16 protein-coding genes and 1 tRNA gene are annotated in these 22,629 nt (G+C 42.1%); 11 read left to right on the top strand and 6 right to left on the bottom strand.

The features are described from left to right. The first annotated feature begins 22 nt into the window (after positions 1-22). A complete protein-coding gene (locus HMPREF0106_RS17210) occupies positions 23-1,120 on the top strand; it encodes an endonuclease/exonuclease/phosphatase family protein (protein WP_009039452.1) in 1,098 nt (365 codons plus the stop codon). Positions 1,121-1,167: 47 nt separating this feature from the next. On the opposite strand, the gene HMPREF0106_RS17215 is transcribed toward HMPREF0106_RS17210, so the two are convergent. Then, positions 1,168-4,413 (bottom strand): TonB-dependent receptor domain-containing protein, encoded by a 3,246-nt coding sequence (locus HMPREF0106_RS17215; RefSeq protein WP_004311593.1) that lies wholly within the window; start codon positions 4,411-4,413, stop codon positions 1,168-1,170. A 216-nt stretch (positions 4,414-4,629) separates the two neighbouring features. Then, a complete protein-coding gene (gene ettA, locus HMPREF0106_RS17220) occupies positions 4,630-6,321 on the bottom strand; it encodes an energy-dependent translational throttle protein EttA (RefSeq protein WP_004311592.1) in 1,692 nt (563 codons plus the stop codon). Positions 6,322-6,442: 121 nt separating this feature from the next. On the opposite strand from ettA, the gene HMPREF0106_RS17225 reads away from it, so the two are divergent. Further along, positions 6,443-6,515 (top strand) — tRNA-Lys (locus HMPREF0106_RS17225). Positions 6,516-6,588: 73 nt separating this feature from the next. On the opposite strand, the gene HMPREF0106_RS17230 is transcribed toward HMPREF0106_RS17225, so the two are convergent. Then, positions 6,589-8,460 (bottom strand): PAS domain-containing sensor histidine kinase, encoded by a 1,872-nt coding sequence (locus tag HMPREF0106_RS17230; RefSeq protein ID WP_032851149.1) that lies wholly within the window; start codon positions 8,458-8,460, stop codon positions 6,589-6,591. A 191-nt stretch (positions 8,461-8,651) separates the two neighbouring features. Further along, positions 8,652-10,037 carry a GDSL-type esterase/lipase family protein gene (locus tag HMPREF0106_RS17235; RefSeq protein WP_008643879.1) on the bottom strand — a complete coding sequence of 462 codons (1,386 nt, stop codon included), beginning with the start codon at positions 10,035-10,037 and terminating at the stop codon, positions 8,652-8,654. Positions 10,038-10,128: 91 nt separating this feature from the next. Between HMPREF0106_RS17235 and HMPREF0106_RS17240 the strand changes: the two genes are divergently transcribed. The 3 genes from HMPREF0106_RS17240 to mtgA all read left to right on the top strand — a co-directional run bounded on the left by HMPREF0106_RS17240 (position 10,129) and on the right by mtgA (position 13,081). Then, positions 10,129-11,481 (top strand): MATE family efflux transporter, encoded by a 1,353-nt coding sequence (locus HMPREF0106_RS17240; RefSeq protein ID WP_008643882.1) that lies wholly within the window; start codon positions 10,129-10,131, stop codon positions 11,479-11,481. Between the two features lie 162 nt (positions 11,482-11,643). Then, on the top strand, positions 11,644-12,360 hold the full coding sequence (locus HMPREF0106_RS17245) for an OmpA family protein (RefSeq protein ID WP_004311588.1): 717 nt from the start codon (positions 11,644-11,646) through the stop codon (positions 12,358-12,360). After that, positions 12,338-13,081, top strand: coding sequence for a monofunctional biosynthetic peptidoglycan transglycosylase (mtgA, locus tag HMPREF0106_RS17250; RefSeq protein ID WP_004311587.1), 744 nt, complete (start codon positions 12,338-12,340; stop codon positions 13,079-13,081). The genes HMPREF0106_RS17245 and mtgA overlap by 23 nt, the downstream gene beginning before the upstream one ends. 270 nt (positions 13,082-13,351) lie before the next feature. Here mtgA and HMPREF0106_RS17255 read toward each other — a convergent pair whose 3' ends face one another. Continuing rightward, positions 13,352-13,855: an RNA polymerase sigma factor gene (locus HMPREF0106_RS17255; RefSeq protein ID WP_004300346.1), complete on the bottom strand. Its 504-nt coding sequence runs from the start codon at positions 13,853-13,855 to the stop codon at positions 13,352-13,354. 240 nt (positions 13,856-14,095) lie between these two features. On the opposite strand from HMPREF0106_RS17255, the gene HMPREF0106_RS17260 reads away from it, so the two are divergent. The 3 genes from HMPREF0106_RS17260 (at position 14,096) to HMPREF0106_RS17270 (ending at position 16,344) form a co-directional block, all read left to right on the top strand. After that, positions 14,096-14,656 carry a LemA family protein gene (locus HMPREF0106_RS17260; protein ID WP_004311585.1) on the top strand — a complete coding sequence of 187 codons (561 nt, stop codon included), beginning with the start codon at positions 14,096-14,098 and terminating at the stop codon, positions 14,654-14,656. 45 nt (positions 14,657-14,701) lie between these two features. After that, positions 14,702-15,664 carry a M48 family metallopeptidase gene (locus HMPREF0106_RS17265; RefSeq protein ID WP_008643886.1) on the top strand — a complete coding sequence of 321 codons (963 nt, stop codon included), beginning with the start codon at positions 14,702-14,704 and terminating at the stop codon, positions 15,662-15,664. Between the two features lie 182 nt (positions 15,665-15,846). After that, positions 15,847-16,344: a DUF4251 domain-containing protein gene (locus HMPREF0106_RS17270; RefSeq protein ID WP_008022096.1), complete on the top strand. Its 498-nt coding sequence runs from the start codon at positions 15,847-15,849 to the stop codon at positions 16,342-16,344. Positions 16,345-16,548: 204 nt separating this feature from the next. On the opposite strand, the gene HMPREF0106_RS17275 is transcribed toward HMPREF0106_RS17270, so the two are convergent. After that, a complete protein-coding gene (locus HMPREF0106_RS17275) occupies positions 16,549-17,172 on the bottom strand; it encodes a trimeric intracellular cation channel family protein (protein WP_004311582.1) in 624 nt (207 codons plus the stop codon). Between the two features lie 92 nt (positions 17,173-17,264). Here HMPREF0106_RS17275 and wecB point away from each other — a divergent pair, with 92 nt between their 5' ends. From wecB to HMPREF0106_RS17290, 3 genes are all read left to right on the top strand, one after another. Continuing rightward, the gene (gene wecB, locus HMPREF0106_RS17280) at positions 17,265-18,350 is read left to right on the top strand and encodes a non-hydrolyzing UDP-N-acetylglucosamine 2-epimerase (protein ID WP_004311581.1); all 1,086 of its coding nucleotides are present in this window, start codon (positions 17,265-17,267) and stop codon (positions 18,348-18,350) included. A 366-nt stretch (positions 18,351-18,716) separates the two neighbouring features. After that, a complete protein-coding gene (locus tag HMPREF0106_RS17285; RefSeq protein WP_004311580.1) occupies positions 18,717-21,293 on the top strand; it encodes a DUF5686 and carboxypeptidase-like regulatory domain-containing protein in 2,577 nt (858 codons plus the stop codon). A 6-nt stretch (positions 21,294-21,299) separates the two neighbouring features. Next, positions 21,300-22,571 carry a replication-associated recombination protein A gene (locus tag HMPREF0106_RS17290; RefSeq protein ID WP_004316871.1) on the top strand — a complete coding sequence of 424 codons (1,272 nt, stop codon included), beginning with the start codon at positions 21,300-21,302 and terminating at the stop codon, positions 22,569-22,571. The last annotated feature ends 58 nt before the right edge of the window (positions 22,572-22,629 follow it).

Here is a 22,629-nt window from a genome sequence, read left to right as displayed (position 1 = left end):
ACCAGCAAATAATTTAGATTAAATGAAAGCCTTTTACAGACTGTTTTATTACATATCCATCGTGCTGACCAGTATTTTGGCAGGAGTTACCATTGCGGGTGCTTTCGTAGGCAATGCCGCACCGGATAGTTTCAAATTTATGCCTTTCATCGGTTTGATACTGCCGATACTTTTATTGGCTAATCTTGCTTCTGCTATCTACTGGACGATTCGTTGGCGGTGCTGGGTTTTCATCCCTCTGATTGCTATATTCAGCAATTGGGGATATATGAGCTGTGTATTACAATCGCCTTTTTTCAGTCCGGCTTCGTCACCGATGGTTAAAATGAATGTATATACTCCGGGAGTGTTGACGGTTGCTACTTACAACGTCGATGCCTTTAACCACGAGCATACCGGCTACTCATGCAAGGAGATTGCTTCTTACATGAGAAATCTGCAAGCAGATATTCTCTGTTTTCAAGAATTTGGCATTAACGATGAGTTTGGCATCGATAGTATATCCGCAGCTCTTTCTAATTGGCCGTATCACTATATTCCTTCTTCGCCCGAAGGGAAGAATCTGTTGCAACTGGCTGTTTTCAGCCGTTATCCTATCAAGGAGGAGCATCTTATCATCTATCCTGATTCGAAAAATTGCAGTCTTGCATGTGATATTGAAATCAATGGTCGCACCATCCGCCTGTTCAACAATCATCTCCAAACAACAGAAGTAAGCCAGAATAAACGCAAACTGGAAAAGGGACTTCGTACGGATGATTCCCAAAGAGTGGAACATGCTGCCCTGGGACTTATCGACGGCTTACATGAGAATTTCCAGAAACGGGCCGTACAAGCTGATCTTCTCAAGCAACTGATAGCCGCCTCCCCCTATCCTACTCTAGTCTGCGGTGACTTTAACTCTCTGCCGTCTTCGTATGTTTATCATACTATAAAAGGTGATAAGTTGCAGGATGGTTTTCAGAGGAGCGGGCATGGGTATATGTATACTTTCAAGTACTTCAAGCATCTGTTGAGAATCGACTATATTCTCCATTCACCGGAACTGAATAGCACGGATTACTTCTCGCCGGATCTTAATTATAGCGATCATAATCCGGTGGTGATGAGGATGAAATAAAAAAGATGCTCCGTTTATTGAACGAAGCATCTTTTTATATAAATATTCTAGAATGTAAACTTAACGCCTAACTGCATCTGCCATGCACTACCTGTAGAAGCAGTATAATCCCATTTAGAATTTTTCTGGAACACCTCGCGAGAAGATGCATTCATCTGATAAGTAAGAGGTTCTCCTACCTTACTTGCTGTTTTTAACAACCTTACATTATCATAACTCTGCAAACCGCAAGAGCGATAAGCCCCCCACTTCGAATTTAATAAGTTACCAATATTCAACATATCAAGACTTACTTGAATACCGTACTTACGGCTACCAATCTTAGCATAAAAATCCTGTGCTATCTTCATGTCAAAACGGTGAATCCACGGTTCTAAAGAAGAAGCACGTTCTACATACTGCCCCTTGTGATCATTCAAATAAGAGTCATTATTTACATAGTTCCAAAAATCTTCTTGTTGGTCTACCGCCGAATAAGTCACATTATTTTGTTTATCTTTAATATCCACAAATGTCATTTCTTCTTTAGAAGCAGGCACATACATCAAATCGGAATAGTTTCCGTCACCGTTCATATCATTAGAATAGGTATAAGAAAAACGTCCTTGTTGGTAACCTGTATAGAACAAAGAAACAGTCGTTTTCATATTCGCATAAGCAACTTCATAAGAAGCATTAGCTATCAAACGATGCGGGGTAGAAAATAAAGAATAAGAGACACCCGGATCATTCAATGAATTAACTGCAACATTATTCTGCCATACTGAAGCCGCCGATGAACCTGGATTTGCCGTCATATCTTTAGCCATTGTATAAGTGTACCCAAATGAACCTGTAAAGCCAAAATCAAATTTCTTCGTTAATACTGCATTAAAAGAATATTGATAACCTTTTTCATCCCCATTAGTCAACTGTATAACGGTTTTCGTCTTAGGATTGTCATAGTAATTATTCTTAGTCCAATATACACGTCCCGGTTGTTCATTATAGGTTCCAGAAGGGGCCTTTTCGTTCATATTCTTCTGAACAACATTATATATATCACGTGTATACATAGCACCAACAGAAAGCATAAATCCATAAGGTAACTGAAACTCTGCATTTACATTACTACGCCAAACTTGAGGCATTTTAAAATTCGGATCCACATAAGCTATAGCACCGGGGACCTCATTTCCCGGAGTTGATGGAAACATATCCGGATTTTGGGTAAGAGTTTCTTTATAATTTGGATTAAAAGCAAAGTTTGCCGGTAATTCCGAAGTCTCAAATTCGACCATATTTTGCATCTGACCTGCATTTGTCGGTTGGTTAGTGAACCATACAAATGGTAATAACCCTGTAAACAAGCCTGTACCTCCAGTCAAAACAATAGAACGGTCACCTTTTATATCCCAATTAAATCCTAAACGAGGAGATATTAACAATTTACTTTTCGGCCATTCGGATACGTCAACATTCGTTCCATTAAATGACTGTTCTTTGATAGCCGCATTCCCTAACAAATCATCAAAATATAACGGTAAATCAAAGCGTAATCCATATGTCAATTTTAAATTAGGTGTAATAGAATATTCATCTTGTGCATAAGCTCCCAACATACCAAATGTCAGTTCAGCTCCCGGAGCGTCTTTTCCATTATATCCATAAGTAATGCCATACAGCATCGGTTTTTCTCCCGTCATAAAATCGTCCATTGAAGCATAACGATAATATCCATAAGGAGCACGTAAATATGAATTCATGAAATACTGTCTTTCAAATGTTGCACCGGCAGTTATCAAATGGTTTCCTTTATTAATAGTTACATTGTCAGTAACACTAAATACATTATTCTCGACATCATTAAAAGGAGTAAACAATTCTGTACCCAATGTCATATACTGCTTACCGTCCTTGTAAATATCAACCATTGGAAACGCATCTCCCTTAGTTGTACGAGAATCTCGGATATGGGTATAAGTCACTAATAATTTGTTTTGTACTGAGGAAGAAAAATTGCTATTCAACTCACCGGAAAGAGACGTTACAATATTTCTAAAACCATAGTTGGAATTTCCAAATGCAAATGCATCAACCCCATAACGGTTTGAATTAGCTTTAGTGATTACCGAAGAGGTTGAACTAATACTAGCATCATTTTCTGATTTCACTGTGTTAAAACGTAATGACAGTTTATGACTTTTATTAATATTCCAATCCAAACGAGCCATAAGCTTCCAATTTTTACTCTCGAAATCATCAAATTTATCATAACTTCCCGGATCATATCCATATTTATCCTTTACAAAATCACTTATTGTCTTCAAATCCTTTATCCAAGTTCTAGAAATATGATTTTGATTATCCCCACTTCCACCTTCTTCTTGACTAGGAGTCCACAAAATACCAGGGCTAGTACTATTTTCTAATTCTCCATTTACAAAAAAGAATAGTTTATTTTTTATTATCGGAGCTCCTAATGTAAAGCCATACAAACTGGATTTATAACTTTCCACATTAGGAACGTCAACATCGTTAATAGATTTTCCTATAAAATTCTTTGGTTTCTGATATGTATAAACTGTTCCCTTTAATTCGTTTGTACCACTCTTGGTTACAGCATTAATAGAAGCTCCCGTAAAATTGGAATACGTAACACTATAAGGAGAAACATTAACGCTAATTTCATCAATTGCATCAAGTGAAATAGGCTGCGCATCTCCACCCGGCAAATTATTAGTACTCAAACCAAAATTATTGTTCAAAGCTGCACCATCCACAGTTATTGTATTATAACGTCCATCACGTCCGGCAAAAGAATTACTGCCACCCGCATAAGGAGAAAGTTTAGTAAAGTCAGTAATACTACGATTAATAGTAGGCAATGTCGTTAACTGACGCTCACTCACATTCGTTACAGTCCCCATCTTCTCTACTGTTTTCTGTGCTGTTACTATAACTTCATCCAATAATTCAGAACTTTCCTTTAAAACTACATTTAAAGTGTATACTTCTCCTAACGATAAATTTACACCTTTATAAATAGCAGTCTGATAACCAACATAAGAAACTTCAACTTTGTAAGGACCACCGGTACGCATACCTTGCAAATTAAATTGACCACTGATATTAGTCACTGTACCATAACGTGTACCTGACGGCTCGTGGATTGCAACCACAGTCGCTCCAATGATAGGTTCATCTTGTGCTGTAACCTTACCACTCATACTAGAAGTGGTAACCTGCGCACTAACGGTAGCAATGACCATGAGCATCGCCGCTACTAAAAAAGATCGCATTCTCTTTAACATAAATGTAGTTGATTAGTTAATATAAATTGTTTGCTTTTAAAAACTGTGCACAAATATAATTAATAATATTTAGAACTACATTACGATTATACTACAATTTTTTAAGAGAGATAAACGTTTTCCCTTGTTATAAAACGATAAAGGCTCTACAATATTTGCAGAGCCTTTTATTTTGAAACAGAAAGCATTATAAATGCTTCAATCTATTACTTTATACTAGTCAGTCATTAACTTTCTATAACGAACGCGTTTTGGTTCTTCATTTCCCAAACGTTTCATTTTGTTTTCTTCATATTCTGAATATGAACCTTCGAAGTAGAATACATTGGAGTCTCCTTCAAAAGCAAGGATATGTGTACAGATACGGTCGAGGAACCAACGGTCGTGCGAGATAACTACTGCACAGCCGGCGAAATCTTCCAAACCTTCTTCCAAAGCACGCAGAGTGTTTACGTCGATATCATTGGTAGGCTCATCGAGCAACAGTACATTACCTTCTTCTTTCAAAGCCATCGCCAAGTGTAAACGGTTTCTTTCACCACCGGACAATACACCGCAGAGTTTTTCCTGATCGCCTCCGGAGAAATTGAAACGGGAAAGGTATGCACGCGCATTCACGTCACGTCCACCCATGCGGATCAACTCATTACCACCGGAAATTACCTGATATACGCTCTTATTCGGATCAATATCTCTGTGTTGCTGGTCTACATACGCCACCTTTACAGTCTCTCCTACTTCAAATTCTCCTTTATCCACTGTTTCCAATCCCATAATCAGGCGGAACAATGTCGTCTTTCCCGCACCATTAGGGCCAATCACACCGACAATACCATTAGGAGGAAGCATAAAGTTCAAATCGTCAAACAACAATTTATCACCGTATGCTTTAGCCACATGTTTGGCTTCAATGACCTTATTACCCAGACGGGGACCATTCGGAATAAAGATTTCAAGTTTCTCTTCTTTCTCCTTCACGTCCTCATTCAGCAATTTGTCATAAGAGTTAAGACGTGCCTTACCTTTCGCCTGACGGGCTTTCGGAGCCATGCGTACCCATTCCAACTCACGTTCCAGTGTTTTACGACGTTTGCTGGCGGTCTTTTCTTCCATTTCCATACGTTTGGTCTTTTGTTCCAACCAGGAAGAGTAGTTACCTTTCCAGGGGATACCTTCACCACGATCCAGTTCAAGAATCCATCCGGCAACGTGATCGAGGAAGTAACGGTCGTGCGTCACAGCAATAACCGTACCTTCATATTGTTGTAGATGTTGTTCCAACCAATCGATAGACTCTGCATCCAAGTGGTTGGTAGGTTCGTCCAGCAAAAGCACATCCGGTTTCTGCAGCAACAAACGGCAAAGAGCTACCCGGCGACGTTCACCTCCGGAGAGATTTTCTACCGGCTGATCTTCAGGCGGACAACGGAGAGCATCCATCGCACGCTCCAACTTGCTATCCAGATTCCATGCATCAGTTGCATCAATGATATCTTGCAATTCACCCTGGCGAGCAAAAAGAGCATCCATCTTATCCTGATCCTCATAATACTCCGGTAAACCAAATTTCTGATTGATCTCTTCGTATTCTGTCAGTGCGTCAACAATGGGTTGCACACCTTCCATCACTACTTCTTTTACTGTCTTTGTGTTGTCTAAATAAGGTTCCTGTGCCAAATACCCCACGGAATATCCCGGAGAAAACACCACTTCTCCCTGAAAGGATTTCTCCAAACCGGCGATGATCTTCAATAACGTTGATTTACCAGAACCGTTCAAACCGATAATACCGATTTTCGCTCCATAGAAAAACGACAGGTAAATGTCTTTCAGCACATTCTTATTAGGAGTGAATGCTTTGCTCACTCCTACCATTGAGAAGATAATTTTTTTATCGTCAGCAGCCATAATGTATGATTATATATTGTTGATAATGGCACAAAGATAAGAAAAATGTTTGAATTCTTTTGGAGTTATAAAAAAATGTTCTACCTTTGCACCCGCATTCGAAAGAAAGCACTGAAGGATTGATTCGCTAGCTCAGCAGGTAGAGCACAACACTTTTAATGTTGGGGTCCTGGGTTCGAGCCCCAGGCGGATCACGAAACATAAAATTAATCCCTTGATAATCAGTCGTTATCAAGGGATTTTTATTTTAATATTCTTCACATATACTTATTCTACAAGCATAGAGCGACACGGTAATTCGATTATAAAAGTAGTACCTATCCCCAGTTGGGAATCGACTAATATCCGCCCGTTCATCTTCTCGACGATCAGTTTGCAGATAGGTAAGCCCAGACCGGCCCCTTGAGCAAAGGAATCCAATTTCTCAAACCTTTCGAATATCTTTTCAAGCATATTCTGCGGGATGCCCCGACCGGTATCTTTAACACCGATTCTGACAGATTGGTGGTCTACCTCATAGAAGACTTCCACATGTCCGGTGGTAGTGTTCTTTAAGGCATTCGAAAGGAAATTACTCAAGATCTGTTTGATACGCAATTTATCCAGTTCTACCAAAGAATCATGTGCCGGATAGTTGGTCAGAAGTTCAACGCCGGATGGTACTTGATGAGCATACTCCGCTACACTCTCGTCAAGAAGCTCGGTAAGGTTAACCCAGTCCGGACGCAATTCCAGATAACCGGATTCTATTTTAGAAAGATCAATTACATCATTAATCAGATTTAATAATAGTTTGTTGTTATGTCCAATCAGAGAATTATATAGTTCCTTTTCCGCTGCACTTTCCGTACTAGTCAACAGGCTTGAAAAGCCGACAATAGCATTTAAAGGAGTACGGATTTCATGACTCATATTAGCCAGGAAAGCAGACTTTAACCGATCGGACGCTTCAGCTTTATCACGTGCCTTGACAAGCATTTCTTCTGTCCTTTTCAGTTCTGTGATATCATAATTGATGCTGATAATTTCGATAATCCGGTCTTGCGGGGCATATTTCTTTACTAACAGATTGACATGCGTCCATGTGTATGTGCCATCCTCCCTAAGGACACGCATCTCTTTGCTAAGTTGGGTGGTAAGTCCCTTTCGTGCGTCGTCCAAAAAACGAATCAACAAGGCACGGTCATCGGGGTGGAAATGCCGGTATGTGCCAAAGATGTCGGACAACGGAGTTTCATCCGCTTCACCCACATTTCTGTACCAGCTTTTTTGGGCATAGCCGTGTCCACTCAAAATATTGAAGTGGGCATAACCGACCTTGGCATAATCACCGACCAGTTCAAAGAACTCCTCAAACTCCTGAATCTTATTATAGGCTACCGTTGTTTCTGTCTTATCCGCATTAATCAATAGATAGTTTATTGGCTGATGCTCACTATTATATAATGTAGTCACTTTAGTCATCAGATCAATCGTACCCTGTTTTTGGGTATTCTGATAATACGATCCGACCTTCGAGAAGTCATAACGGAAAGTAAAGTCGGCATCTTCATTTTTCTTCAGCCGTTCTTTCATTTCTTTCGGAAAAATAGGATTATCAAAAATATTGATACCCAATACGTCTTCTTTCTTCTCTATATGAAACATTTCTAATTCCTTATCGTTCAGATCCACCAATACCCCATCCATATCATATAACTCGATACCAATAGGCAAATACTTGAAAATGTTAGATAAGAGACGCTCACTGTATTGCAAAGCTTGGTAAGCAGATGCCATATCAGGACCATCTTGCACTTCGGATATACCATAAATGATTTCGTTTCCGCCTTCATCCGTTTCTTGAAAGCATACCTTGCTACGTACCCAAACAGATCCTTTCACCGTATCAAGCAAATACACCACCTCCGGCCATTGATACACACCAAAGGAATGAAAAGTTGCAGAATGTTGCTCCTCTTTCAGAATACGTTTATTGAAATCTTCAAAACTGATAACTCCGGTCTGATCCAGACCTAATAACTCTACTATAAAGTCAGAACATTCATAATTCGCAGTTGATAAATTGGCTTTCCACCATCCCATATTAGCGTTAGCCATCAACTGCGAGAAAAAGGTAAAATCTTGTAGTCTATTCATAACGCTATTTATCATTTTATTATTTTTCGGGCGCAAAATATAGATTAGCGACAAATCTAACTTTCAGAAAGACACTTTTTTAGCATATTATAAGAAGATTATTTGTGATTAAACTAAAAAATTTCCGGTTGAAACTTTCTCTAAAAGAGATTATTTCAACCGGAAATTTTACAATCGTCAAGTTCCTTATTTTACTTTTTCAAGGACTGATAAACAGCTTTTGCCATCACTTTAGCCCCTTCTTCATTCGGATGGATCTTATCCGGAAACAATTGGGGCATTCCGTCCATTGCTGCGTGAAGATCGATGACAGACAAGTTATTTTTCTTGGCAACCTTCTTTATCATCGGAATGATTTGTTTAGAGATGATATCATCGTTGATATTATCACCGGTCTGATAGGCTTTAGAAGGATAACAAAGATAAATCTTCGGTTGAGCTGGCAGCGCTTTGAAAGCATCGACCATTGTTTGCAGATCTTTCGTGAAGTCGGCCTTATATTTCCAGTTGAATGATTTACTGTCATTCGTACCCAACTTGATAACAACGATATTAGGATTGAAAGCCAGCGCATCCTGATAAGCTTTTTCATTCATATAAGGATGATCGCCCTTGTTCAGCAGAGTGCGGGCACTGACTCCGAAATTCTTTACCCAATAAGCCTCTCCCAACATACGGCTCAACACGGCCGGATAACTGTCACGATCACGATTCTTGATACGTGCTCCATACGTAATACTATTTCCAATGCAAGCTACACGGATAGCATCTTTATGAGGAACTTTGAAACTACGGAGCCAAGACGTCAGTTCGTCCAACATTTCATTCTTATAGAGGAAACCCTCGCGAATTCCCCATCCATGTCCGCCGGAAGGGTAAATATGAAGTACCGAAGGAACATTGTTCTTGTTCAGCGCCAAATAATAATTAACTCCGTTAGCAGGCGGAACGACTTTATCATCATCACTATATACGATAAAAGCACGCGGTGTATCTTTCGTCACTTGCTTTTCATTAGAATATTCAAGTTCCAATTCAGCAGAAGCATCTTTTCCCAAAAGGTTGTCGTGAGAGCCCCTATGGGTATAAGATTTATCCATCGTAATCACAGGATAAAAAAGAATCTGAAAGTTCGGACGAAGTTCGGGCTTAGCATGAGTGGCAATGGTAGAAGCCAGATGTCCACCGGCAGAAGAGCCCATGATACCAATGTCATTCGGGTTCAAATTCCAGACATTGGCACTGTCACGCACCAATTTCATTGCTGCTTCAGCATCCGAAATGGGTAATGTACGATCACCGTTCGGCATCCGGTATTTTAGCACAATCAATGCAATACCTTGTTTATTAAAGTAGGGAGCCCAATCACAGCCTTCGTGTTCGAATGCCAAATGTGAATATCCACCTCCCGGACACGCAACCACAGCACGCCCCGTTGCCAGTTCCGGCGCAGGAAGGAATACGCGAAGTGAAGGTTGTTCAATATCAAAAGGTTTCGGAACATTTTGCGCTACCACTCGTGAACCAGCAAAAAAGAGAAGCAGCAAGATAAAAATAGTAGAAAATTTCTGTTTCATAGTATCTATGTACTTTGATTAATGAATAATTAGATGCGCGAAGATAGTAATTTTGCGTATCTTTGCAGCCCATTTTGATTAGAAAAATTATATGCAAGGAATAAAGAATCTGACACAAGGCCCTATCAATCGTCAACTGTTTAATCTGGCAATGCCGATCATGGCAACGTCGTTTATCCAAATGGCATATAGCCTCACAGATATGGCGTGGGTAGGACGACTGGGAAGTGAAGCCGTAGCCGCCATCGGTTCTGTCGGAATCCTGACCTGGATGTCCGGTTCTATCTCCTTATTAAATAAGGTGGGATCTGAAGTGAGTGTCGGACAATCCATCGGTGCGCAAAGCCAGGAAGATGCCCGCAGTTTCGCGTCTCATAACATCACGATTGCTTTGATTATTTCCATCTGTTGGGGCACACTCCTTTTTATATTTGCAGAACCTATCATACGCATCTATGAACTCGAGGATCATATTACGGCCAATGCCATCCAATATCTGCGGATTGTTTCTACCGGATTACCTTTTGTCTTCCTCTCCGCCGCCTTCACCGGAATTTATAATGCAGCAGGGCGCAGTAAAGTCCCGTTCTTTATCAGCGGCACAGGATTGATACTGAACATCATTCTGGACCCGCTCTTCATTTTCGGTTTCGGGCTGGGAACCAATGGTGCGGCATACGCTACCTGGATTGCGGAAGCAAGTGTTTTCCTGATTTTCGTTTATCAGTTGCGTTGCCGGGATGCCCTGCTTGGCGGTTTCCCTTTCTTCACGCGGCTAAAGAAAAAATATACACGGAGAATCTTTAAACTGGGATTGCCCGTAGCTACTTTGAATACGCTATTTGCTTTCGTCAATATGTTCCTTTGCCGCACCGCCTCGGAACAGGGAGGGCACATCGGACTGATGACTTTCACCACCGGAGGGCAAATTGAAGCAATCACCTGGAATACCTCACAGGGATTCTCCACCGCTCTAAGTGCCTTCATCGCCCAAAACTACGCCGCCGGACGAGTGGAACGGGTACTTAGAGCCTGGTATACGACTTTATGGATGACGGGAATCTTCGGTACATTCTGCACATTACTATTCGTTTTCTTCGGGAATGAAGTTTTTGCCATATTCGTCCCCGAACAGGCGGCCTACGAAGCCGGAGGTGTGTTCCTCCGTATCGACGGATATTCGCAACTTTTTATGATGCTCGAAATCACCATGCAGGGAGTATTCTACGGCATCGGACGCACCATCCCTCCTGCCATTATCAGCATCAGTTGCAACTATATGCGTATTCCGCTTGCCATCCTGTTTGTACGGATGGGCATGGGAGTGGAAGGAATCTGGTGGGCAGTCTGCATCACCACGGTTGCCAAAGGGTTAATTCTTTTGAGTTGGTTCATTATTATTAAAAAGAAGTGTTTGAGTATTCCTTCAACGATAAAAGGATAATTATCATTTCCCTTTATTAACAAACAAAGGGGCTCGTCCGAGTTATTTTAACTTAAAAAGTACACGCTTGCCAAATAATATGTATCTTTGCATTGTTATTAATAATGCGAAGTGATTCGTATAAAAACATTTTTTATAAACCAATTAAAAAACATCAACATTATGAACAAGATGAAATTTATGGTTCTCTTCATGAGTATTGCCATGATATTTGGTAGCTGTGGAAGTATGAACAACACTGGTAAAGGTGCTGCTATCGGTGGTGGTTCGGGTGCTGCACTAGGTGCGATCCTGGGAGGTGTTATCGGTAAAGGTAAAGGTGCTGCTATCGGTGCTGCTATTGGTACGGCAGTAGGTGCAGGTACAGGTGCTCTTATCGGTAAGAAGATGGACAAAGCAGCAGCAGAAGCAAAACAAATTGAAGGCGCACAAGTAGAACAGATAACAGACAACAACGGATTGCAAGCCGTGAAAGTAACATTCGACTCGGGTATTCTTTTCACTACCGGTAATGCAAATCTAAGTGCTGCTGCTAAATCTGCTTTAAGCAAGTTTGCCAACAATGTGCTCAACCAGAACCGGGATATGGACGTGTCTATCTACGGATATACCGACAACCAGGGCTGGAAGAACAGTACTGCTGCACAAAGCCAGCAAAAGAACCTGAACTTATCACAAGAACGTGCGCAAAGTGTGTCCAGTTACTTGTTGAGTTGCGGTGTTTCCACCAATCAGATCAAGAGTGTACAAGGAATGGGTGAAAGCGATCCCGTTGCAAGCAATGACACTGCTGCCGGTCGCGAACAAAACCGTCGTGTAGAAGTATACATGTACGCAAGTGAGCAAATGATTAAAGATGCACAAGCAGCTACTCATTAAAAAATTACTGCGCTATACGCGCAACCTGCTGATTTTCTTCTTTGCATCAACGCTACTGGCAGTGATTATTTATCGTTTCATGCCGGTTTATGTAACTCCGTTGATGGTTATCCGAAGCGTTCAGCAAGTTTTTTCAGGAGATAAACCCACGTGGAAGCACACGTGGGTTTCTTTTGATAAGATATCTCCCAACCTGCCGATGGCGGTCATAGCCTCCGAAGATAACCGTTTTGCCGAACACAACGGGTTCGACCTCGTAGAAATCAAGAAAGCGATGAAAGAAAACGAAACACGCAAACGGAAACGGGGAGCAAGCACCATCAGTCAGCAGACAGCCAAGAATGTGTTCTTATGGCCGCAATCGTCGTGGGTACGCAAAGGGCTCGAAGTCTACTTTACGTTTCTCATCGAACTCTTCTGGTCGAAAGAGCGAATCATGGAAGTCTATCTCAACTCTATAGAAATGGGAAATGGCATCTACGGCGCACAAGCAACCGCAAAAAATAAGTTCGGAACAACAGCCGACAAACTGACCCGGGGACAATGTGCACTCATCGCCGCCACCCTCCCCAACCCGATACGATTTAACTCGGCGAAACCTTCGTCATACATACTAAAACGACAAAGTCAGATATTACGGCTAATGAATCTGGTTCCTAAATTCCCACCGGAAGAGAAGGCCGTTGAAAAGAAAAAAAGCAAAAAAAAGAAAAGCAAATAACAAGAAAGAATTTATAACCTAGTTTAATTTACGATTAGACGAATAGGTGATTTACGATTAGACAATTTACGATGTACGATTGAAATAACTTTTGGAATTATAAGTACTTATCTTTGCATAAGTATCTCCTCATTCACAATTCAAATTTCAATCGTACATCGTAAATCGTTTAATCGTAAATAAAATTAGGTTATAAAAAAGGAAGGAGCAATGAGAATCTATCTCTTTGCTCCTTCTGCTAATAAGCTTGTTTGTATGCGCTATCCTCATTTATACAAAATCTTTCAATTCCTGTTGTAAACGTTGACGTGTGAAGAATATGCGGCTCTTCACTGTGCCTAATGGTAATCCTAATTTCTCTGCGATTTCGCGGTATTTAAAACCAGATACGTGCATAGAGAAAGGAATCTTATACTCCCGGGGGAGTGCGTTGACGATGCGGTGCATTTCTTTCAGGTCGTAAGCACCTTCCGTACTTTCAAATCCTGAATCTTGTGGCAGATTTAAGTGATAATAATTATCGGTTGTGTCAACAAAAGTTTGATCGCGTACTATTTTACGGTAGTTATTTATAAAGATGTTACGCATGATAGTGTACATCCATCCTTTGAAATTTGTATCCGGAACATATTTCTCCTCATTGTCTAATGCTTTTAAAGATGTTTCCTGCAATAAGTCATTTGCTTCTTCACGGTTGGCCGTCAATTTATAAGCAAAACGAAGCAACTCTTCCTGTACTCCAATTAAATCTTTTCTGAAACTTAAACTTTTCATACTTTAATGGTTTTATGGTTAATATTTCGTTTTTCTCGATGTTTGCAAGTTTAAAGGTATTTTGCTTATCAAGCAGGGTAGGATCCGTTATTTTTTAGGGTGAAATTCTATCAATTGACAGATTTTGGGTGCTTTCTGACAGTTTTTAGGTGGTATTAGCGAAATTTACCCCCTACTACTTGGTTAAAAGAACCAAATAGATTACTTTTGATTTTATATTATTAAATAAAACAAAAAGCTATGACCATACTTATTATTGTAGGGATTATTGTATTGCTGGGCATCTTCTTTGCTTCCATGTACAACTCATTAGTGAAATTGAGAAACAATCGTGAAAATGCGTTCGCCGACATCGATGTACAGTTGAAACAACGCCATGATCTCATTCCCCAACTGGTAGACACCGTGAAAGGATATGCCGCACACGAAAAGGAAACGCTCGACCGGGTGATTCAGGCACGTAACGGTGCAGTCGGCGCAAAAACGATTGATGATAAGATAGCTGCCGAAAACCAGTTAAGCTCTGCTCTTGCAGGATTGAAAATCACTCTCGAGGCTTATCCCGATTTGAAAGCTAATCAGAATTTCCTGCAATTACAGGAAGAAATTGCTGATGTAGAGAATAAACTGGCTGCTGTCCGCCGTTACTTCAACTCGGCAACCAAAGAATATAATAACGCCGTACAGACATTCCCATCGAATATAGTAGCAGGAATGACCGGATTCCAAAGAGAAATCATGTTCGACCTAGGGAAGAATGAACGTGCGAATCTGGATCAAGCACCTAAAATAAGTTTCTAAACTCATTATTCACACCGTCCACTCAATTACAAAAGTTGAACACGCATGCAATACGTCGGAATCCAAACACAGCAGAGCCGGAATAATCTGCGCTCTGCGTTTCTACTGTTCCTGTTTCCCTGTCTCGTGGCAGCACTCCTCTATTTATCCTGCTACCTGTTGGTTCTTTTTGGATACGGAAAGAGTATGGAAATAGAAATAATGCCAATGGTCAATCATTTCTTCCTCTCTTCATTGCCATACACCATGGGAATCGTAATCATCTGGTTTCTGATTGCCTACTGGGCTAACACAAGCATTATCAATTCTGCCACCGGTTCCAAACCGCTGGATCGTATAGAGAATAAACGCGTTTACAACCTGGTAGAAAACCTATGTATGTCGCAAGGCATGAAGATGCCGAAAATCAATATCATCTATGACAGTTCTCTGAATGCATTTGCAAGCGGCATCAATGAACGTACATACACTGTTACCCTCTCGGAAGGTATCATCAAAAAACTGAATGATGAAGAACTGGAAGCAGTGATTGCGCATGAGCTAAGTCATATCCGCAACCGTGACGTGCGCTTGCTGATAATATCCATCGTCTTTGTCGGTATCTTTTCCATGCTGACAGAAATCACCCTATATACCATCACACACATACGTGTACGCAGCAACAGCAAAGGTAGTGGCGGTATTTTTCTTTTCATTCTACTCGCTTTAGTGATAGCCGCCATCGGTTATCTTTTCTCAAGCCTGATGCGTTTTGCCATTTCACGCAAACGCGAATACATGGCAGACGCGGGATCGGCAGAAATGACAAAGAATCCGTTGGCACTGGCCAGCGCTCTCCGCAAAATATCGGCAGATCCTGCCATCGAGGCAGTAGAAAGGAAAGACGTGGCGCAATTATTTATACAGAATCCTAAAAAGAAATCGAAAAGTATATTCAGCGGAATCAACGGATTGTTTGCCACTCATCCTCCCATTGAAAAACGAATTGAAATACTGGAACAGTTCTAAAAGCCTGTTCTAATTTTCTTCCCAAGCGTTTTTATTCAAAAGTTGATTATGCCCTTAATTGGTCTAAACTTATAAATAACAGGGATTTCTGTTTAATTTTCATTAAAGGAAACAGAACTATCCCTGTCTTTTTCTTATATTTGGTTGTTATACATATATACATCAACCTAAATACAACTGATATGAGAACGAAGAAACAAATCTTTATGCTGTTACTAGCCTTGCTAGTAGGCATCCCTACCCTTTCGGCTCAAAGTAAAAAGGAAAAGAAAGAACAGAAGAAAGAAGCCGTAAAGAAGCTGATTGAATCTGAAAACTACAAGATAGATGTCAACACCGCCATGCCGATGCGCGGACGCTCCATCCCTTTGACATCTTCCTACTCACTGGAAATCAGAAACGATTCGGTCATTTCTTATCTGCCTTATTATGGACGGGCTTACAGCATCCCCTATGGCGGAGGCGACGGGCTAAATTTTAAAGCTGTGCTCAAAGAATACAGTATGGAAATGGATAAGAAAGGAAATGCCGTCATCGAGTTTATCGCACGCAATCCCGAAGACAGGTATGAATACAGAGTCAAAGTATTCCCCAATGGTTCGGCAAGCATTGATGTCAATATGCAAAACCGTCAGTCCATTAGTTTTCAGGGGGAGCTGTATATAAAGGAAGAGAAGTAAGAAGTAAGAAACAAAAAACAAGTAAGAGAAACGGGCTAAATAATTTTGTATTATTAGCGTGGATTGCACGGATTACACGGTTGTTAGAATGATGATTACCATACAGCAACCGTGTAATCCGTGCCTAATTTTATAATATAAACTATTAATTCTTAGCTATCCGATAGAAACAAGATGAACACATTCACTCGGGCAATATCTTTTTTATTCTTCCGGCTCTTCCCCACCTTTTAATATAGGCAGGCAAATGTGATATTTTACAGCTAAGATGCGAGTCAGAAATACGGCTGATCCGCCAATCAACTGACAAGCGTAGGACTCCATACCTGCGAGATCGCAAATCCAATATGCAATACCGCCTACGACGCAAGCCATTGCGTAAATCTCCTTTCGGAAGATAAGAGGTATTTCATTGATAAATACGTCACGAATCACCCCACCGGCCGCTCCCGTAATGCTACCCATGATAATCGCCACCCAGAAAGGATACCCCAAAGCAATGCTCTTGCCTACACCTACCACGGTAAACAGTGCCAGACCGATGGTATCAAAAATGAAGAAAGTATTATTGAGCCGGATGAGCCAGCGTCCGAAACAGATGACCCATAACAAAGCCAGTCCTGTACAAATCAGATAGATAGGGTCAGTCATCCATCCCGGTGTCACGTCGAGCAGTACATCACGGATGGTACCGCCGCCGATAGCCGTAGCAAGTCCTACCACATAAGCGCCGAACCAGTCGAAACGTTTCGCCGAAGCTAGCCGGATACCACTAATAGCAAAGGCAAATGTGCCTATAAAATCAAGAATTTGAACGAATGTGGGCATATATTTGTTATTTTGTATGCAAAGTAACGAATAAATTCCGTAAGAAAATGTACTTTTGCTTCACGAATTAAACCGAATTAGGTAGAAACAATATGAAAATAACAATTGTTGCGGGGGCACGCCCCAATTTTATGAAGATAGCTCCCATTACACGCGCTATTGAAGCCGCACGGGCGCTGGGTAAAAGTATCTCTTACCGACTGGTTTATACCGGGAGGAAAGACGATACGAGTCTGGATGCTTCTCTCTTTTCGGATCTCGACATGAAAGCTCCTGATGTATATCTGGGAGTGGAAAGCAGTAATCCAACGAGTTTGACAGCCGGAATCATGGTAGCCTTTGAACAAGAACTGACGGAAAATCCGGCACACGTAGTCCTTGTGGTAGACGACTTGACCGCAACCATGAGTTGTGCCATCGTTGCCAAGAAACAAGGTATCAAGGTAGCGCATCTCGTAGCCGGAACCCGTTCTTTCGATATGAAAATGCCGAAAGAAGTCAACCGCATGATTACAGACGGACTATCCGACTATCTGTTCACAGCCGGCATGGTTGCCAACCGCAACCTGAACCAGACAGGAACGGAAAGCGAAAACGTATACTATGTAGGTAACATTCTGATTGATGCCATCCGCTATAACCGGAACCGCTTGCTCAAACCGATATGGTTCTCCGTCTTGGGACTGCAAGAAGGAAATTATCTCCTATTTACTCTCAACCGTCGTGTATTACTCGGCAATAAGGAGAATCTGCGTCAGTTGATGAAAACAATCATCGACAAGTCCGCCGGTATGCCTATCGTTGCACCGCTACATACCTACGTACGTAATGCCATTAAAGAGTTGGACATCGAAGCTCCGAATCTCCATATCATGCCGCCGCAAAACTACCTGTTCTTCGGTTATCTGATAAACAAGGCGAAAGGAATCATAACAGATTCAGGAAACGTAGCCGAAGAAGCGACCTTCCTAGGTATTCCTTGTATCACACTCAACACGTATGCCGAACATCCGGAAACGTGGCGCATGGGAACCAACGAACTTGTCGGAGAAGATCCTGCCCTGCTTGCCAAAACCATGGATACACTGATGCACGGTGAATGGAAACGTGGCGAACTTCCCGAACGTTGGGACGGACGTACCGCAGAGCGTATTGTACAGATACTTACGAGCAAATAACATTTACCCGGCATGTTCCATTCCGTTTCCCGGCATGGGACTGTTAGTTTCACGCCTTGAAACTAATAGTTTCACACCGAGAAACAAAGTGTTTCACACCGAGAAACCAACAGTTTCATGCCGGGAAACAAAAAGTTTCAAGGGTCGAAACAAAAAGTGCCCTACAACGGGAGCAAAGGTTTCAAATACCGGAACCGGGAGAACGAAATGCGGAAATGCCCTTATCAAAAGGATTAACAGCGGGATGTTCCTTGAATTATCGGACGATATATGCTTGTAAACAACCAAAAACGATGGGTAAAAAAAGTTATATATTCTGTTATCCTTAGAGTTATTTGTTAACTTTGCAGCCCTACTACGAACGTTATGATACAACGATATAACAAAATACTTATACTGTTCTTACTCGTATTGGTAGCTTCCAATGCTTTTGCGCAGCAAATTAAAGGGGTAGTCACTGATTCGATTACCCACGAGCCATTGATGTATATCTCTGTTTACTATCAGGAGAAGAGAGATATGGGAACCATCACCAATATTGACGGAGAATACAGTCTTGACACCCGCAGAAACGGAGGAACACTGGTGTTCTCCGCTGTAGGTTATATCAGTAAAACGGTTCGGGTTGGTTCCAACAATCAGACAGTGAACGTTAAGTTAGCTCCGGATAATGTGCTCCTGAACGAGGTTGTCGTGAAACCTCAAAAGGAGAAATATTCCCGCAAAAACAATCCGGCAGTGGAATTCATGAAGAAGGTAATCGAACACAAAAAGGCACAAGTCCTCGAAGTGAACGAGTACTATCAGTACGACAAGTACGAGAAGATGAAAATGTCTATCAACGACCTCACACCGGAAAAGCTTGAAAAAGGTATCTACAAGAAATATTCATTCTTAAGAGATCAGGTGGAAGTGTCGGAAACAACCAATAAGTTGATTCTCCCTATTTCCGTACAGGAAACGTCCTCGCAAACCATCTACCGCAAAAATCCCGAAAACAAGAAAACGATTATCAAAGGAAAGAACTCCAATGGTATAGAAGAATTTTTCTCTACGGGAGATATGCTCGGTACCGTACTGAAAGACGTATTTGCCGACATCAATATCTACGATGATGATATCCGGTTGCTTCAGCAGCGTTTCGTCAGTCCGATCGGTAACAATGCCATCTCATTTTATAAATATTATCTGATGGATACATTGATGGTAAACAAACGCGAATGTGTCCACCTTACTTTTGTTCCGCAAAACTCGCAGGACTTCGGATTCACCGGCCATCTGTATGTATTGAACGATTCTACATACGCCGTTCAGAAATGTACAATGAACCTGCCTAAAAAGACCGGAGTCAACTTTGTCAACCGCATGGACATCACGCAACAGTATGAGCAACTGCCCAACGGCAACTGGGTATTGGCGGATGATGACATGACCGTAGACCTTTCCTGGAATTCCAACAAAACAGCAGGTGGATTGCAGGTGGAACGAACCACGAAATATAGTAATTATAAATTCGATCCTATTGAACAACGACTGTTCCGGTTGAAAGGCAGCGTGATAAAAGAAGCGGATATGCTCTCGAAAAGCGATGAGTACTGGGCGAGTGTCCGTCAAGTACCATTGACAAAGAAAGAAAGTTCGATGGATGTATTCGTCAACCGTCTCGAACAGATTCCGGGATTCAAATACATCATCTTCGGAGCGAAAGCACTGATTGAGAACTTTGTAGAGACAGGAAGCAAAGAGCATCCGAGCAAAGTGGACATCGGCCCTATCAACACCATGATTTCGAGCAATTACATTGATGGCACCCGTTTCCGGTTGAGCGGTATGACTACGGCTCATTTCGACAAGCACTGGTTCTTGAGCGGATACGGAGCGTACGGTCTGAAAGACGAACGCTGGAAATATAGCGGAACGGTGACTTATTCGTTCAACAAACGCGATTATGTGGTTTGGGAGTTCCCGAAACATTATCTTTCGGCAACGTACAGTTATGACGTAATGTCTCCGATGGACAAATTCCTGTTTACGGATAAAGATAATATCTTCCTGTCGGTCAAGACAACGACAGTAGACCAAATGTCGTATATGCGCGACGCCACCATTAATTATGAACTCGAAACGCTGACCGGATTCGGAGTGAAAGCCATGTTGCGACACCGTAACGACGAGCCTACCGGCAAACTGGAATATTTGCGTAATGATGCCGCACAAACCCGTGTGCACGATGTCACGACTTCCGAAGCAAGTCTGACGCTACGTTACGCGCCGGGCGAATCATTTGTCAACTCCAAGCAACGCCGCGTGCCTGTGTCGCTGGACGCTCCTATCTTTACGCTCACTCATGCCATGGGTTTCAAAGGAGTATTGGGCGGGGATTATAACTTTAACCGCACGGAAGCAAGTGTGTGGAAACGTTTCTGGCTCCCGGCTTCCTGGGGAAAGATTGATTGCAGCGTGAAAGCAGGTGCAGAATGGAACACAGTTCCTTTCCCGTTGTTAATCCTGCCGGAAGCCAACTTGTCCTACATCACCCAGCGCGAAACGTTCAACTTGATTAATAACATGGAATTCCTGAACGACCGTTACGCTTCCATGTCATTATCATACGACATGAATGGAAAACTCTTCAACCGTATTCCTCTTATCAAGAACCTGAAATGGAGGGAAATGTTCCGTGTACGTGCTTTGTGGGGAACATTGACGGACAAGAACAATCCGTTCAAGAGCAACAATCCCGATTTGTTCCGTTTCCCGACACGCGACGGTAAGTTCACCAGTTTCGTGATGGACCCGAAAGTGCCGTATGTCGAAGCAAGTGTAGGTATCTACAACATTTTCAAGTTGCTGCACGTTGAGTATGTACATCGTTTCACTTATCGTGATAATCCGGGTATCAACAAAAACGGTATCCGCTTCATGGTATTAATGGTATTCTAAAAAATTATGCAACCACTAGCAGAACGGTTACGGCCAAAGACTTTGGATGATTATATCGGTCAGAAACATTTAGTTGGACCGGGGGCTATCTTGCGGAAAATGATTGACGCAGGACGCATCTCTTCGTTTATTCTTTGGGGACCTCCCGGAGTGGGTAAAACAACCCTTGCGCAAATCATTGCCAACAAACTGGAAACCCCTTTCTATACGTTAAGTGCCGTGACTTCCGGTGTGAAGGATGTGCGCGAAGTGATAGAACGTGCCAAGAGCAACCGCTTCTTTTCACAGTCCAGCCCGATTCTGTTTATCGATGAAATCCATCGGTTCAGTAAGTCGCAGCAGGATTCTCTGTTGGGAGCGGTAGAGAACGGAACAGTCACGCTGATTGGCGCAACAACGGAGAATCCGTCGTTTGAGGTCATCCGCCCTCTCCTGTCCCGTTGCCAGCTTTATGTGCTCAAATCTTTGGAGAAAGAAGATTTATTGGAACTTCTGCAACGTGCCATCACCACGGATGCCGTATTGAAAGAACGCAAAATTGAATTGAAAGAAACAACTGCCATGCTGCGTTTCTCCGGTGGAGACGCCCGCAAGCTGCTTAATATATTGGAACTCGTTGTGCAATCGGAAACGGAAGAGACTGTCGTCATCACCGATGAAATGGTGACCGAACGGTTGCAACAAAATCCGCTGGCATACGACAAGGATGGAGAGATGCATTATGACATTATCTCCGCTTTCATCAAGTCTATTCGTGGCAGTGATCCCGATGGAGCGATCTACTGGCTGGCCCGTATGGTGGAAGGAGGCGAAGATCCTGCTTTCATTGCCCGCCGACTGGTGATTTCGGCCGCCGAGGACATTGGTTTGGCAAACCCGAACGCACTGCTTCTCGCTAACGCCTGCTTTGAAACATTGATGAAAATCGGCTGGCCCGAAGGACGGATTCCTTTGGCTGAAACAACGATTTATCTGGCTACCAGTCCGAAGAGTAATTCGGCATACAGCGCGATCAATGACGCACTGGAGTTAGTCCGTTCAACCGGCAATCTGCCTGTCCCCTTGCATCTGCGCAATGCTCCGACCAAACTGATGAAGCAACTGGGCTACGGACAGGAATATAAATATGCACACAGCTATGAAGGTAACTTTGTCAAACAGCAATTCCTTCCGGACGAACTGAAAGACAAACGGATATGGCAACCGCAAAACAATCCGGCAGAGCAGAAGCATGCCGAACGGATGATACAGTTGTGGGGAGACAAATTCAAGAAATGATATTTTTCAGACACAGATTACGCAGATGCTTTATTTTTTAGAAAACGTGAAATCCGTA

The organism is Bacteroides sp. D22 (genome assembly GCF_000163675.1).
Lineage (GTDB): Bacteria > Bacteroidota > Bacteroidia > Bacteroidales > Bacteroidaceae > Bacteroides > Bacteroides xylanisolvens.
Note: the sequence above shows the minus strand (reverse complement) of the source record. Positions and strands in the feature narration are given on the sequence as shown.